The organism is Planktophila warneckei (SeqCode) (genome assembly GCF_965234675.1).
GTDB classification, from domain to species: domain Bacteria; phylum Actinomycetota; class Actinomycetes; order Nanopelagicales; family Nanopelagicaceae; genus Planktophila; species Planktophila warneckei.
In genome coordinates, this window is sequence record NZ_OZ248350.1 from 832,439 (window position 1) to 847,534 (window position 15,096).

13 protein-coding genes are annotated in these 15,096 nt (G+C 47.1%); all 13 read right to left on the bottom strand.

The genetic code is table 11. The features are described 5' to 3' along the window. Window positions 1-5 precede the first annotated feature (5 nt). Window positions 6-902 (bottom strand): tRNA (adenosine(37)-N6)-dimethylallyltransferase MiaA, encoded by an 897-nt coding sequence (miaA, locus tag AC8GFU_RS04375; protein ID WP_506625931.1) that lies wholly within the window; start codon window positions 900-902, stop codon window positions 6-8. After that, window positions 899-2,320: a tRNA (N6-isopentenyl adenosine(37)-C2)-methylthiotransferase MiaB gene (miaB, locus tag AC8GFU_RS04380; protein WP_506625932.1), complete on the bottom strand. Its 1,422-nt coding sequence runs from the start codon at window positions 2,318-2,320 to the stop codon at window positions 899-901. The genes miaA and miaB overlap by 4 nt, the downstream gene beginning before the upstream one ends. Further along, a complete protein-coding gene (locus AC8GFU_RS04385) occupies window positions 2,317-3,039 on the bottom strand; it encodes a class II glutamine amidotransferase (RefSeq protein WP_506625933.1) in 723 nt (240 codons plus the stop codon). The genes miaB and AC8GFU_RS04385 overlap by 4 nt, the downstream gene beginning before the upstream one ends. A gap of 20 nt (window positions 3,040-3,059) precedes the next feature. Beyond that, complete coding sequence (gene trmD / locus AC8GFU_RS04390) at window positions 3,060-3,728, bottom strand: tRNA (guanosine(37)-N1)-methyltransferase TrmD (RefSeq protein ID WP_506625934.1); 669 nt, start codon at window positions 3,726-3,728, stop codon at window positions 3,060-3,062. Continuing rightward, window positions 3,725-4,228 (bottom strand): ribosome maturation factor RimM, encoded by a 504-nt coding sequence (gene rimM, locus AC8GFU_RS04395; protein WP_506625935.1) that lies wholly within the window; start codon window positions 4,226-4,228, stop codon window positions 3,725-3,727. Before rimM ends, trmD begins: the two co-directional genes overlap by 4 nt. Before the next feature lie 2 nt (window positions 4,229-4,230). Beyond that, complete coding sequence (locus AC8GFU_RS04400; protein WP_506625936.1) at window positions 4,231-4,470, bottom strand: RNA-binding protein; 240 nt, start codon at window positions 4,468-4,470, stop codon at window positions 4,231-4,233. Between the two features lie 2 nt (window positions 4,471-4,472). Further along, the gene (gene rpsP / locus AC8GFU_RS04405) at window positions 4,473-5,009 is read right to left on the bottom strand and encodes a 30S ribosomal protein S16 (protein ID WP_506625937.1); all 537 of its coding nucleotides are present in this window, start codon (window positions 5,007-5,009) and stop codon (window positions 4,473-4,475) included. 163 nt (window positions 5,010-5,172) lie between these two features. After that, window positions 5,173-6,603, bottom strand: a complete 1,431-nt coding sequence (gene ffh / locus AC8GFU_RS04410; RefSeq protein WP_506625938.1) for a signal recognition particle protein — start codon at window positions 6,601-6,603, stop codon at window positions 5,173-5,175. Between the two features lie 12 nt (window positions 6,604-6,615). Beyond that, window positions 6,616-8,892, bottom strand: coding sequence for a [protein-PII] uridylyltransferase (locus AC8GFU_RS04415; protein WP_506625939.1), 2,277 nt, complete (start codon window positions 8,890-8,892; stop codon window positions 6,616-6,618). 9 nt (window positions 8,893-8,901) lie between these two features. After that, complete coding sequence (locus AC8GFU_RS04420; protein ID WP_506625940.1) at window positions 8,902-9,240, bottom strand: P-II family nitrogen regulator; 339 nt, start codon at window positions 9,238-9,240, stop codon at window positions 8,902-8,904. Further along, the gene (locus AC8GFU_RS04425; protein ID WP_506627168.1) at window positions 9,240-10,541 is read right to left on the bottom strand and encodes an ammonium transporter; all 1,302 of its coding nucleotides are present in this window, start codon (window positions 10,539-10,541) and stop codon (window positions 9,240-9,242) included. The genes AC8GFU_RS04420 and AC8GFU_RS04425 overlap by 1 nt, the downstream gene beginning before the upstream one ends. Window positions 10,542-10,677: 136 nt before the next feature. Then, on the bottom strand, window positions 10,678-11,514 hold the full coding sequence (gene ftsY, locus AC8GFU_RS04430; RefSeq protein ID WP_506625941.1) for a signal recognition particle-docking protein FtsY: 837 nt from the start codon (window positions 11,512-11,514) through the stop codon (window positions 10,678-10,680). A gap of 11 nt (window positions 11,515-11,525) precedes the next feature. Beyond that, entirely contained in the window at window positions 11,526-15,062 is a 3,537-nt protein-coding gene (smc, locus tag AC8GFU_RS04435; RefSeq protein WP_506625942.1) for a chromosome segregation protein SMC, read from the bottom strand. Window positions 15,063-15,096: the final 34 nt, after the last annotated feature.

Sequence of the window (15,096 nt, forward strand, 5' to 3'; positions counted from 1 at the left end):
TATTGCTAGTTTAGCGATTCAAGGATGCGTTCGAGGGCGTTTTGTACTGGTGAGATCCAGGTGATGCGCTCATCGCGAGAGAACCAGGTCTCTTGCCGTCTGGCATATTGACGTGTTGCGCGTTTTGTCTCTTCCTGCGCCTCTTCTTGTGTGACCTTTCCTTCAATTTGAGCAATAACCTGGGCGTATCCCAATGCACGTTGCGCTGTTGTGCCTTGCATAATTCCGGCAGCTAGAAGCTGCTCAGCCTCAGCTACCAAACCGCTTTCCCACATTCGATCTACTCGTAATGAAATTCGCTCAGATAAAGTGTCGCGATCCATTACTAATCCAAACTGCTTCGCGTATGGATATCTTGAACTTTCTTCACGTGGAAGATTTGCAGTAAATGGCTTTCCTGTAATTTTGATAACTTCAAGTGCGCGAATCACGCGACGTGAATTAGCTTTATCAATTGCCAAGGCTGCCGCGGGGTCGAGTTTTTCTAACCGCTCAAATAGCGGTTGAATTCCCTTGGTAGCAAACTCCAATTCAAGTTCTGCTCGTACAACAGGATCTGTATCCGGAAAGTTCAATTCATCCAAGATTGCCTTGATGTAAAGACCTGTTCCGCCAACAATGATCGCATTTTTCCCACGGGCGTTAATATCTGTGATCGCAGCTCGCGCCTTTTCTTGATACCAAGCTACATTGGCATCTTCAGTGACCTTTAAGAGATCCATAAGATGGTGCGGCATGCCTTTGCGTTCTGGCATTGTTATCTTCGCAGTTCCGATATCCATCCCCTTGTACAGCTGCATGGAATCTGCATTAATGATTTCAGCGTTGATTTGTAGCGCAAGTTCTACGGCGAGATCACTTTTTCCAGTTGCGGTTGCACCGCAAATTACAAGTAAGTTCATCCCTTAACCGTTGGAATTCCAAGCATTGTCGAAGCAGGAGCTGGGGCTGCGAGCCGTAAGGCATGAGCATCTGCGCCTCGCGTTGCACGCACAGATAGCGGATTACCGATCAAATAATGAGCAGAGGCATCTGTTATCTGAACAGTTACCTCATCTCCTGGCCGCGCGACAAAGGTATTGTCGAAGTGAACAAGTCTGAAATCCTCACTTCGTCCAGTCAATCTAGATTGAGCCTCATCGCGGCGACCTTCGTAATCCCCCACCAAAATCTTATGAGTCGTGCCAATTGCTTCTGTATTCACTGACAATGAGATCGCCTGCTGATGGTTGTGAAGTCGTGTGTACCGCTCTCCAACTACTTCAGGTGCAACTTGATCTGGCATCGTTGCAGCCGGCGTTCCTGGACGCTTTGAGTATTGATAGGTGTATGCCGCGGTAAAGCGTGCAGATGTACATAAATCTAAAGTTGCCTGAAAATCCTCTTCGGTTTCTCCGGGGAATCCAACAATGATGTCAGTTGTAATTGCCGCATGAGGAATAGCTGTGTGTACGCGATCTAAGATTCCTAGATATCTATCGGCGCGATATGAACGACGCATCTGCTGCAGAATTCGATCCGATCCAGATTGCAACGGCATATGCAGATGAGGCATGACATTTGGCGTTTGCGCCATTGCTTCGATGACATCATCGGTGAAATCGCGAGGGTGCGGAGACATGAAACGCACGCGCTCTAGTCCTTCAATCTCTCCGCACTTACGCAGTAATTTTGCAAAAGCTTGGCGATCGCCAAAATCTACGCCGTACGCATTTACATTTTGACCGAGCAAGGTAATTTCGATAACACCTTGATCAACTAAGGCTTTTACCTCGCTCAGAATGTCTGCTTCATTGCGATCTTTTTCGATTCCGCGCAACGCAGGCACAATACAAAAAGTACAGGTGTTGTTACATCCAACAGATACCGATACCCACGATGAAAAAGCTGATAATCGACGTGCCGGTAAAGTCGATGGAAAGTGCTCTAGCGCTTCCAAGATTTCAATCTGAGACTCTTCTTCAACACGTGCGCGCTCTAGCAATACTGGCAATGAACCTACATTGTGAGTTCCGAAGACAACATCCACATACGGTGCCTTCTTCAAGATTGTTGCTTGATCTTTTTGCGCAAGGCAGCCACCAACAGCGATCTGCATATTTGGATTGGCCTTTTTGATTGGAGCTAAGAAACTCAAATTTCCATACAGTTTGTTATCTGCATTTTCACGCACTGCGCATGTATTGAAAACGACGATGTCAGCCTGTTCGCCATCGGTTACCGGAATAAAGCCAGCCTCATCTAACAACCCTGAAATTCGTTCAGAGTCGTGAACATTCATCTGACAGCCATATGTTTCGACTGTGTACGTACGGGTCATAGAGAAGAAATTGTGTACTTCAAGGTCGAACGATCAACGATAAGCATCTGATGGTTATCGAGATGGTTCCAATCACCATTGCCCCAACCCGTAGATGCCACAACTATGTCTGAATCGCGTTGAGTAAAACGAAGCTCGTAATGATCCTCAGCGCTCCATTCAGATTTATTTGCTTCATTAAATTCGCACACTGCAATCAAAGTTTCAGGTGTCTGAACCATGATGTTAAGAGCGGTGTAATCAGCGATCGCACGTATTGAATTGACGGTGCTTCGAACACCCTCAACTAAACCAAGTTCATCTATAGCAGACAAAACAGCGTAGAAGAATCTCTCGCTATCGGTTGTTCCTTGGATAAATCCCTTGTACTTCTCGTTAATAAACTGTTCGGCGGTATTGCCCGGACGAATAGTTCCGTTGTGCATAAAAGTTGTTGTGCCATGAGTAAATGGATGATTGTTGTCGATGTTGACAGTGATTCCTTTAGAAGCAAGGCGTAGGTGAAGTAGCGCGCCATCAGTCTTTACAGAATCAGCAGATGCGCTGAGCTCGGGGCTTTCATGGGCAGGCTTCAGATCTTTAAGGATCTGGCCATCGTGTGCGAAACCCCAGCCATCTTTATGTTCAGCCGCTAAAGCGACGAAGTTATCGAACTCGGTACCAACGACATCGTAAAAACTCTTACGCTCGGTTGATGTAAAGGCTAGCAATCTGCACATGAGGCAACTCTACTTGATGCTTACAGATTCTTCTTTGCGCGCTCTACCGCTTGGGCTGCGCGCCATTTAGCGATTTCGCCATGATTGCCGCTGAGCAAGATCGCTGGCACTTCAATATCGCGCCACACAGATGGTTTTGTGAAGTTTGGATACTCAAGATACCCCTCTTCATTGTGCGACTCTTCAGCTAAAGATTCTGGGTTGCCTAAGACTCCTGGAATTAAACGTGTGATCGCCTCAATCATTACTAGAGACGCAACTTCTCCCCCACCTAAAACATAATCGCCAATCGAAACTTCATGGACACGGAAATTCTTTGATACGTAATGTTGGCGCACGCGATCATCAATACCCTCGTAGCGTCCGCATGCAAAGACAAGATGCTTAGATTCGGCAAACTTTACTGCCATTGGTTGATCAAATCTTTTTCCAGCAGGGGTCAAAATAATTAGATCCGTATCAGTTGTCATTAATGGATCTAGCGCCTTGCCCCACACTTCAGGAAGCATCACCATGCCAGCGCCGCCACCATATGGAGTGTCATCAACGGTGTTGTGATTGTCATTAGAAAAAGCACGAAGATCATGAATTCCGACTTCGACTATTCCTTGCTCCTGCGCCTTGCCCAATAATGAAAGCTGCAATGGTGCGAAGTAATCCGGAAAGATTGTTACTGCATCAATCTTCATTCCATAACCCCCGTAATTGAAGGTGGGATAACGACAACCTTTTTGTTTGCTACATCAACAGTAGGAACTAATTGATGAACAAAGGGAATTAGTTGTTCGCCTTGTGCAGTCTTAATGGCTAATAAATCTTGTCCTGGAAGATTGATGACATCGGTGATTTCGCCAAAGGCCTCGCCTGATTCCAATACAGCTTGGCAGCCAATTAACTGCATGACGTGATACTCATCGTCATCATCATTTTCTTCATTAATATCAACATCGGCATATAGCAATGTATTGCGAAGCTTTTCAATGCCGTTGCGATCTGTTATTCCGTTAAAGCCCAATAACAAAATACCGTTGTGAACACGGCCAGATGTAATGGTTAGCTCGCCATGGGTATCTGTTTGAACAGCTGCACCAATGGCAAAGCGACGATCAGGTTCATCTGTACGAACCTCTATCGTCGCCTCACCAAGAATTCCGTGAGCGCGACCAATTCGCCCCACGAGCAAACGCATTGTTATCTAACTTCGTCGGTCTCGATGAGATCGACGCGGACTGTACGTCCTGCGAGCGCACTTACAACTGTACGAAGCGCTTTTGCAGTACGACCATTACGACCAATGACCTTGCCAATATCTTCAGGGTTTACTCGAACCTCTAAAGTTGTTCCGCGACGTCCTGTCTTTTCAGCGACAACGACATCATCAGGGTTATCGACAATTCCCTTGACCAAATGTTCTAGGGCTTCATCCATCATTGTTATTCTGCAGCCGCTTCTTCAGCTGGAGTTTCAACAACAGCTTCTGTTTCAACCACTGCATCTGCAGTCGCTTCTACAGCTGGAACCTCTGCCACCTCAGCGATAGCTTCTGGTTCGGACACAGGGTTTGCCTTAGCTGCAAGCTTCTCCTGTGCCTTCTTCTTCATTGTTGTTGCGCCTTCAGCTGGTTCATCCGCTGCAGCCTTCATAGCTGCTTCGTATGCAACAACCTTTGATGGCTTAGGAGCTGCAACCTTAAGAGTTCCTTCAGTTCCAGGAAGCTTCTTAAACTTCTGCCAATCGCCAGTCACCTTAAGCAAAGCCTCTACAGCTTCAGATGGTTGTGCACCAACACCGAGCCAGTACAGAGCACGCTCTGAGTTGATCTCGATAAGTGATGGCTCTTGTCCTGGTACGTAGCGACCAATCTCTTCGATTGATAGACCGTTACGTGCCTTGCGTGAGTCTGTAACTACAACGCGGAAAAATGGTGTGCGGATTTTGCCCATGCGCATTAAACGAATTTTTGTAGCCAAGAAAGTTGTACTCCTGTAAATGTGTGTCATGCGTATCAACCGCAGCGGGGTGCGCGATCAATTCAGATGACTATCGAATTGTGGATGTTGCTGGGGGTAGAGGGCCCCGTCAACAGGTGCCCAATTCTGCCATTCATGCGCGAAAGAGGGAAATCGGTGCTTTCTAACCCTCTTCTTGCGCTCGCTTGGCAGGGTTGCCAGATTTGGACTTTTTCTTCTTATTGACCGGGGTTTGAACCTTCGGCAGGGCTGGCATTCCCATGCCTCCCATACCGGCGGGCATGCCCCCATTGCGGACCTGCTTCATCATCTTTTGAGCAGCTGAGAATCGATCCACCAGATTATTTACATCTGACACCTTGCGACCTGAGCCCAATGCAATACGTGCTCGACGAGAACCATTTAATACCTTTGGATCACGGCGTTCTGCTGGAGTCATGGATTGAACAATCGCCTTGGTGCGAACAATCTCGCCCTCATCAAAGTTTTCGATCTGTTTCTTCATCTGGCCGGCACCAGGAAGCATTCCTAATAACTTAGACATGTTGCCCATCTTGGACATCGCCTGCAGCTGATCTAAGAAATCTTCTAGTGTGAAATCTTCTCCGCTTGCAAACTTCGCTTCAAGTTTTGCAGATGTATCGGTATCAAATGCCTTCTTCGCTTGTTCGGCAAGAGTTGCAACATCGCCAAGACCCAAGATTCGAGAAGCCATTCGCTCTGGATAGAAGATGTCGAACTCATGAAGTTTTTCACCAGTTGAGGCAAACATGATTGGACGCTTAGTCATCGAAGCGATTGACAACGCCGCACCACCACGCGCATCACCATCGAGCTTTGTCAGAACAACGCCATCAAAACCAACACCAGCTAAGAATGCTTGCGATGTTCTAACGGCATCTTGTCCAATCATCGCATCGACAACAAACAAGATCTCATCAGGATTCACTGCATCTCGAATATCAGATGCTTGCTTCATCAAATCTTCATCTACGCCCAGACGACCTGCGGTATCAACGATCACCATGTTGTATTGCTTTGACTTTGCAAACTCAATTCCGGCCTTCGCGACCTTTACTGGATCTCCCTGGCCATTCCCTGGTTCTGGCGCAAACACTGGAACATTGACTGAATCACCAACAACCTGCAACTGTGTTACAGCGTTGGGGCGTTGTAAATCAGAGGCAACTAAAAGTGGAGTGTTCCCTTGATCGGCGTAAAACTTTGCCAGCTTTCCAGCCAAAGTTGTTTTACCGGCACCTTGTAAACCAGCCAACATGATCACCGTCGGTGGATTCTTCGCAAAGCGAACTCTGCGTGCCTGTCCCCCAAGGATTTCAATCAGGGATGTATTAACAATTTCAAAGATTACATTTGCTTGATTTGTGCCTGATTGCAGAGTTGGCAGTGCATCTAAAGATTTTTGGCGGATATCGGCGATGAAATCTTCAACAACAGATAAAGCCACATCTGATTCAAGTAAGGCTTGGCGAATTTCCTCGCAGGTAGTTTCGATATCTGAGGATGAGATCTTTCCTCGTGAGCGCAGAGATGAGAATGCTCCACTGAAGCGAGAGGTTAAGGACTCAAACATAAGAGCCGAAGACTACTTCAACGCCTGCTTAAGATGCGAAGCGACCTGGTTTGCTCGCTCAGAGGTAAGCGGTCCGCCCGTTAACTCGGTTACATACAAGGTATCAATAGCCTCGGCGCCAAGGGTTGTAACGATGGCGGATCGAATATCAATCTTTGATTCTGTAATTGCTGCACCGATTCTAAATAGCAATCCTGGACGGTCATGGCTTCGGACTTCAATGATTGTTGCATCTGTTGCAGCATCAGTAAATATCTCAACTTCAGGATCTGGAACCGGAATTGTTGGAATAGATGCGTAGGCAGCTGCGCGGGCGCTGAGCCGTTCTTCCACATCGGTTGAGTCCACCAAAGCTGCTGCGATTAATTCATGCAACTTTGAATCGCTTACTTCTGGTGCATGTGGTTCAGGTGTAACAATCCAATACATAACAGCTGAACTTCCAAGCGTCTTTGTACGAGCAGATTTAACATCTAACCGCGAAATATTGAAGACGCCCGCCACAATAGAAAGCAAGCCTGGCTTATCAGGTGAAATGACTTCGATTGCATAACCACTTGAATGTTCTTCTAACACGACTCGCAAATCACCCTTTTCGGCAAGCGCAACTTGTTCATCAGAAACTTGTGGTTGCTGGGCAACTTCAACACCAGACATTGCTTTGCGAACCCTATTTACTAACTCTGCAACTAGGGTCGCTTTCCAATCACTCCATCCAGCACTTCCGGTTGCTTCCCCATCGGCGATACTCAATGCGTGCAGCAGCTCTAATGTGTTTGCATCCGGAATTAAAGCCAGAACAGATTGAATTGTCGCCGGATCATCTAAATCTCGGCGGGTTGCGGTTGAAGATAGAAGTAAGTGATGCAGCACTAATAACTTAAGGGTTTCAATATCTTTCTCATCAAATCCCACACGTCGTGCAATTGGCTCAATTAAACGAACTCCACGCTCTGAATGATCCTCCTGCGTTCCTTTACCAATGTCATGGAACAAGGCGGCAAACAACAATAAATCTGGTCGATGTACCTTGCGGGTCAAGGTTGCTGCATGCACAGCGGTTTCAACCATGTGGCGATCAACTGTGTGACGATGCAATGCATTTCGTTGCGGAAGTGACCGGACGCTGCGCCATTCAGGAATCCAATGAAAAATGATCTCTTCCTGATCTAAGGACTCGAAAATTCCCACCATCGCTTCGCCTGCGCCAATCAACGAAACTAAGAGTTCGCGTGCTTCGCGAGGCCACGGATTAGGAAGTATGCCTTCACCATTATTGAGCGCTTCAGCCAATTCAGTACATGTATCTAATGACAATGGCAGGCCTAATTGCGCAGCAGTTGCAGCTGCGCGCAATCCAACAACAGGATCATCATTAATCGAAGTAAATGGATCGATAACAATTTCGCGGTTTGCAGCACTTACATTTTTTGCCACGGTAACTACTCGTGGTCGACGCATGATGCGTCCTAAACCATCTTTGCCCTTATGTTCAAAGGCGTGCCAGGTGTAATCCAAAAGGTAATCAACAGATCGTGCTGCTCGAGCTACATCGCTCATCATTGCATCAGCATCTGGATATTCAAGTAACTCTGCAACCTTGTCCTGCTCCTGAAACAACAGGCGATCTTTCCCGCGTCCACTTGCGATATGCAGCGCTTCTCGAACATTATTCAAAGTGGATTCTGCCCAGCTAATTTTCTCTAGCGGAACCCGAACTGCACCTGTTTTAGAAATAGCGCGCAACGCTTGAATATCTCGTAGCCCTCCACGAGCCTCTTTCAAATCTGGCTCTAACAAATAAGCAAGCTCACCTGCTCGTGAATGTCTTTCTTCAAGGTTCTTTTGCAACTTAGGCAAATTGTCCTTAGCGCTCTTTCGCCAATACTCCACAGCATCACTTTGCACGGCTGCTACTAGATCAGCGTTACCTGCTATCAAACGAATATCTAATAAACCTGTTGCTACTCTTAAGTCAGAATCTGCGGATTCTCGAGTTTCGCTTCGGGTACGAACTGAATGATCAACGCTGGTCTTATCCCACAGCGGATATAAAACATCATTAACAACTGCTTTTAACTTCTCTTGCGAGATTTTCCCTGAATGTAAAAACAAGATATCTAAATCTGAACCAGGAGATAACTCGCCGCGGCCATAACCACCAACCGCGGCGAGTGCTATCTCCTTACCCGAATCTATGTCGCAATGGGTGTGCAACGCATTGCTAAATAGTTCTGAAAGAAATCGATCGCTCTCGTTCGATCGATCTCTTCTCTCCCGGGTACTCATAGGAGAAGTCTAGATTGCTTCCGAACCGCGCTCCCCCGTACGAACGCGAATAACCTGATCAACTGGTGTTGTCCAAACCTTTCCATCACCAATTGACCCTGTTGAAGCAGCTTTAACGATCACATCGACCACAGAATCTGAGTCTTTGTCATCAACTAAAACTTCTAGGCGAACCTTTGGCACTAGATCAACTGTGTATTCGGCGCCGCGGTAAACCTCAGTGTGGCCACGCTGACGTCCGAAACCACTTGCCTCTGACACAGTCATACCTGTTACTCCTGCTGCCTGCAGTGCGTTCTTAACATCTTCTAACTTGAATGGCTTCAAGATCGCTGTAATAAGTTTCATTAGAAAGCACCTCCGCGTGATGAGCTAGACATTTCGTACGCTGTCTCAGCATGCTCGCTGAGATCGATACCTTCGACTTCTGCATCCTTAGAGATGCGGAATCCGATGGTCTTTTCGATTGCAAAACCAAGAACAAGTGTTACCAGGAATGAATATCCTGCAACAAAGCCGACTCCAAGTGCCTGCTTTGTGAGCAACGCTGTTCCGCCACCGTAGAACAAGCCATCAAGACCGATGCTGTTTACAACGTGTGTTCCGAAGAGACCGATCGCTAATGAACCCCAGATTCCACCTACAAGGTGAACTCCAACAACATCAAGAGAATCGTCAAAGCCAAACTTGTACTTTAAGCCAACTGCAAGTGCGCAGAAGATGCCGGCGAATAATCCGATAACGACTGCCGCCCATGGAGCAACAAATGCACATGCAGGTGTAATTGCGACAAGTCCTGCTACCGCACCAGATGCGGCACCAAGTGATGTTGGATGACCGTTGCGAATCTTTTCAACTAACAACCAACCACAAACTGCGCCAGCTGTTGCTACTTGAGTATTCATAAATGCGAGTCCTGCAATTCCATTTGCAGCAAGTGCAGATCCAGCGTTGAAGCCGAACCATCCAAACCACAATAGACCAGAACCTAGAAGCACTAGTGGCAATGAGTGAGGACGCATAGCTTCTTTACGCCAGCCAACTCGCTTACCCAAAACAATTGCAAGTGCTAGACCTGCTGCACCTGCGTTGATGTGAACAGCTGTTCCACCCGCAAAGTCTTCAAGACCCTTGCCTGCCAAAAATCCTGTTCCTGTAACTGTGTCGCCAACCTTGTTTCCAAAGGCAAATACCCAGTGTGCAACTGGGAAGTAAACAATTGTTGACCAGATTGCTACAAAGACAGCCCATGCTGTGAACTTTGTACGATCTGCGATTGCGCCAGAAATAAGCGCTGGAGTAATGATTGCGAACATCAATTGGAATGCCGCGAAAACCAAAACTGGAATTGGATAAATTCCACCATTATTTGTGAAGTCATTAACGATTCCACCAAGACCTGAGAATGAAATGTTTCCGTACCAAGGTGAATCAGCCTTGTAACCAAATGCTAATTCGAAACCATAAATAACCCACAAAACGCTGACGATTCCAATAGTTACAAAGGACATCATCATCATGTTTAGAACGCTCTTTGTGCGAACCATTCCACCGTAAAAAAACGCAAGTCCTGGTGTCATAAGAAGAACGAGAGCGGTGCTTGCCAACATCCAGGCTGTATCGCCGGAATTTAAAACAATCTCTTCCATAGTTGTATCTGCTTTCATAAAGGTAAAGAAAGATTCTCGCCTTTGAGATGCCCAAACCTTCTATGAGCGCAGTTACGAAAAGAGACGTTTCGGATTTCAGGGGCGTGACAAAAACCCCTGTTGTGTTACATCTGGGTTACGCCAGCAGCCCTTGGATATAGCTTTCAGCCTCAAACAGGGCGAAATCAGCCTCGGACTCGCCCGTACCCACCCATTTGATCGGGATTCCAAGCTCGGCCTCAATGGCCAAGGCAACCCCGCCCTTTGCGCTGCCATCTAGCTTTGTTAACACGATGCCAGTTACTTCAACACTTTCAGTGAAGATCTTTGCTTGCTGCAAACCATTTTGACCTGTTGTCGCATCAATAACTAATAAAACTTCATTGATCGGCGAAACTTTTTCGACTACGCGTTTTACTTTGCTGAGCTCTGCCATTAAATCATTTTTATTGTGCAAACGACCTGCGGTGTCGATGATGAAAATATCGCTCTGTGACTCATGTGCACTCTTTGCACCATCAAATGCAACTGATGCTGGATCGCCATTCTCTTTTCCCGATACGACCGTTACTCCGATTCGATCTCCCCAAGTGCGAAGCTGATCAACGGCTGCTGCACGAAATGTATCTCCAGCTGCAAGTACAACTGACTTTCCGGATTTCTTATAGAAAGAGGCGAGCTTTGCAACAGATGTTGTCTTGCCGGTGCCATTGACTCCAACAACCATGATGGTCGTGGTTCCTTCAACAATAATTGGCTGGTGTGAATTCTGAGAAAGATTCGAGGTCATAATTTCAATTAGTGCTTGCTCGGCGTTATCGCTCTTTACCTTGCGAGCTGCTTCAAGAAACTCTTTAGTTAATTTAGGTCCCAGATCTGATGCCAGCAACTCTTGTTCAAGTTCAGCCCAATCGGCAGGTGAAAAATCATTAGTGCCTTTTATCTTGGCGATGAACTTACTGAAAAGACCCATCGTGCGAAGCCTTAGCTTGCGTCAGATTCGCGCAAGCGCTGTGAGATAACTTCTGTCACGCCATCCCCGCGCATAGTTACACCGTACAGAGCATCTGCAATTTCCATAGTGCGCTTTTGGTGAGTAATGATGATCAACTGTGAACTTTCACGTAGCTCTTCAAGCACTCCGAGCAATCGTCCAAGGTTCACATCATCAAGTGCGGCCTCAACCTCATCAAGTACGTAGAACGGACTTGGACGAGATTTAAAGATCGCAACCAACATCGCAACAGCTGTAAGAGATTTTTCTCCACCAGAGAGCAAGGAAAGGCGCTTCACACGCTTTCCTGGCGGACGAGCCTCTACATCGACACCGGTAGTTAATGGATTGTCTGGATCTGTCAGGATCAAACGACCATCTCCACCTGGGAACAAGCGAGCAAAAATATCTTCGAAGTGCTTAGCTGTCTCCTCATAGGCTTCCATGAAGATTGATTGCACGCGGTCGTCAACCTCTTTAACAATATCCAGCAGATCCTTTTTGGTGTTCTTTAGATCCTCAAGTTGCTCTGCTAAGAACTTCAAGCGCTCTTCAAGAGATGTGTACTCCTCAAGTGCCAGCGGATTGATCTTTCCAAGTAGGTTCAATGAACGCTCTGCAGAGGCAAGACGTTTTTCTTGCTGATCGCGACGATATGGAACCATCTCAGTTGCAATAATTTCGCCATCTTCAGTCTCGTGAAAGGTTGGAACATCCTTATCGGGACCGTACTCATTTACCAAAGTTGCAGTATCAATTCCGAACTCTTCAACAGTCTTAGCTTCAAGGGTTTCAATACGCAGACGTTGTTCTGCACGAGCAATCTCATCTTTGTGAACACTTGTTGTTAGCTGCTCAAGCTCAGTTGTTAACTCACGTCCACGTGTGCGAACAGTTAAAGTCTCGCCTTCACGTGATGCACGGGACTCTTCTAGGCGACCACGTTCTGTAGCAGCCTTTGCGATAGAGCGTTCAATGTGAATAAGAACTTCATACGCAGCTTCTGCAACTGCTTGTGAAATTACTGCTGCGCGGGCACGTGCACTACGGCGAACAATTGCTCGCTCTGATGCATCTCGCTCTGCTTGCGCTGATTGCTCAAGTGTTAATGCACGTGCAGCGATCGAATCGACGCGCTCTTCAATTGTACGAACCGCAAGTCGGGCTTCTACCTCTGAAGTACGCGCTACTGAAACTAAGTTACGAAGCTCTTCAGTGCGAGAGTGATCTGGCTCTGCAACCTCACCACGCTGCTGCAACTGATTTTGCGCGATAACAATTTCGCCCTCATCGCGAGACTTGGCTGCTGTAGCCTCATTAATGGAGTTGTTTAAGCGCTCAACTTCAGCCATTGCTGACTTCATATTCTGGCCAGACACAGCCAGCTGCTCTGTTAATGCTGCGATTCGTGCATCAGATTCATTGAGCTTAGATAGCGCAACATCAAAATCACTTTGGCGTGAAGCAACTTCATTAGTTGCCGTTGAAATTTCAAACTTCAAGCGATCACAGTTGTGTGTAATCTCTTGTAACTTCGTCTCAAGACCTTCGATGAGCGCCTTAATCTCAATCAAAGATGATGAAGACTTAGAGCCACCACGAGCACGTCCACGTGAAATCACATCTCCATCACGAGTCACAACAGTTACAGCTGGGTGTGAGCGAAGAATTGCCTCTGCAGCGTTGGCATTTTCTGCCACAACAGTTGAAGCAAGTAGAGATGAAATGAGATCACCAATTGAGTTAGAGCGAATATGTGCAGAAAGTGGAGTTAGACCAGCGGGAATATTTCCGTTTCCGCTTTGTCCTGGCTCGTACACAAGTACATCAGCCTGTCCTAAGTTTTCACTGCGCAAAGTCGTAAGTGCGGTTACTGCTGATGAAAGATCCTGCACCACAACCGCATCGGCCAATGACCCAAGCGCCGCAGCGGCGGCTGATTCCCACCCATTATCAATTTCAATTAATCCGGCGATGCTTCCAAGAATCGATACTCCACGTGAATCACGTAGCAGAGCTGATGCGCCATCGCGGTTTTGTGAGGTCAGCTTCATGGCCTCAAGCTTTGACTCCACGGCATTTCGTTCACGATCTGCGGCGCGTTCTGCCTCAACTAACTCATTGAGCTTTGACTTTGCTCCCTCGAGTGAGTTCTTTGCACCTTCGTACTGTGAATCAAGACCGAGTTCACCAGAATCTGCGCTTGCGATTTCTAGTTCATATGAAGAGTACTCACGTTGTGCTTGATCAACACGAGCTTGAGCATCACTTCGAGATTTGTTAAGGCGCTCAATCTCTTCAGCAATAGCCTCTAGTCGCGCCTGTAAAGATTTAATGTGGCCTTCTTGACGGGCAGTTCCTTCGCGCGCATCTGCAATTGCTCGCATTGCTGCAGCAATTGTGTCTTCATCACTCTTTAACGCAGCCTCAGCTGATGCTAATTGAGTTGTTGCGTGAACAAGTGCTTGCTGTGCTTCAACCACATTTGCACGCAGTTGTGACTCTTCAAGACGAAGTGCTGCCGCTTCTGCATCGATAGCTTCTGGATCACGACCTGAAGTTCGTGCTTCTTCCGCCTCTTCATTAAGAAAACGTGAACGCTCCTGAGCCAAGCTTTGAGTTCCGCGGAACTTTTCACGGAGTGAACTGAGGTTGTAATAAGTCTCTTGTGCGGCGATCAATAATGGGCTCTCAAATGCTGCTTGTGCATCTAGTGCTTCTTCGCGGCGTCGAACAGTTTCAAGCTCTGTTTCTACTGAAGTACGTTTTTCACGAAGCGCAGTTTCATCTGCAACTTCAAGTTCGAGTGTCTTTGACATCGAAATGAAATCATCTGCAAGCAAGCGTAGTTTCGCATCGCGCAGATCTGCTTGAATCGTTGCAGCTTTCTTTGCAACCTCTGCCTGCTTACCCAGTGGGCGCAGTTGGCGGCGAAGTTCAACAGTTAAATCCTGAACACGTGCAAGGTTTGCTTGCATTGAATCTAATTTGCGAAGTGCTTTCTCTTTGCGCTTGCGGTGCTTAAGTACGCCAGCTGCTTCTTCAATAAATCCGCGACGCTCTTCTGGAGTTGCCATCAAGATTGCATCGAGTTGACCTTGACCAACGATGACGTGCATTTCGCGACCGATACCTGAATCGCTCAGTAGCTCTTGGATATCTAAAAGACGTGATGCTTCTCCATTGATTTGATACTCGCTCTGTCCATTACGGAAAAGAATTCTGGAAATAGTTACTTCGGTGTAATCGATTGGAAGTGCGCCATCAGAGTTATCAATTGTTAGCGAAACTTCTGCACGTCCTAGTGGTGCACGCCCGCTTGTTCCAGCGAAGATGACATCTTCCATCTTTCCACCGCGAAGAGATTTTGCGCCTTGCTCACCCATAACCCAGGTAAGCGCATCAACAACATTTGATTTACCGGAACCGTTGGGGCCAACCACACAGGTAATGCCGGGTTCGAGACGAAGAGTGGTCGCGGAAGCAAAGGACTTAAAGCCCTTGAGCGTCATACTCTTCAAATACACGCGGCAAACCTATCGCTTCTTGCGCGTGATTTTG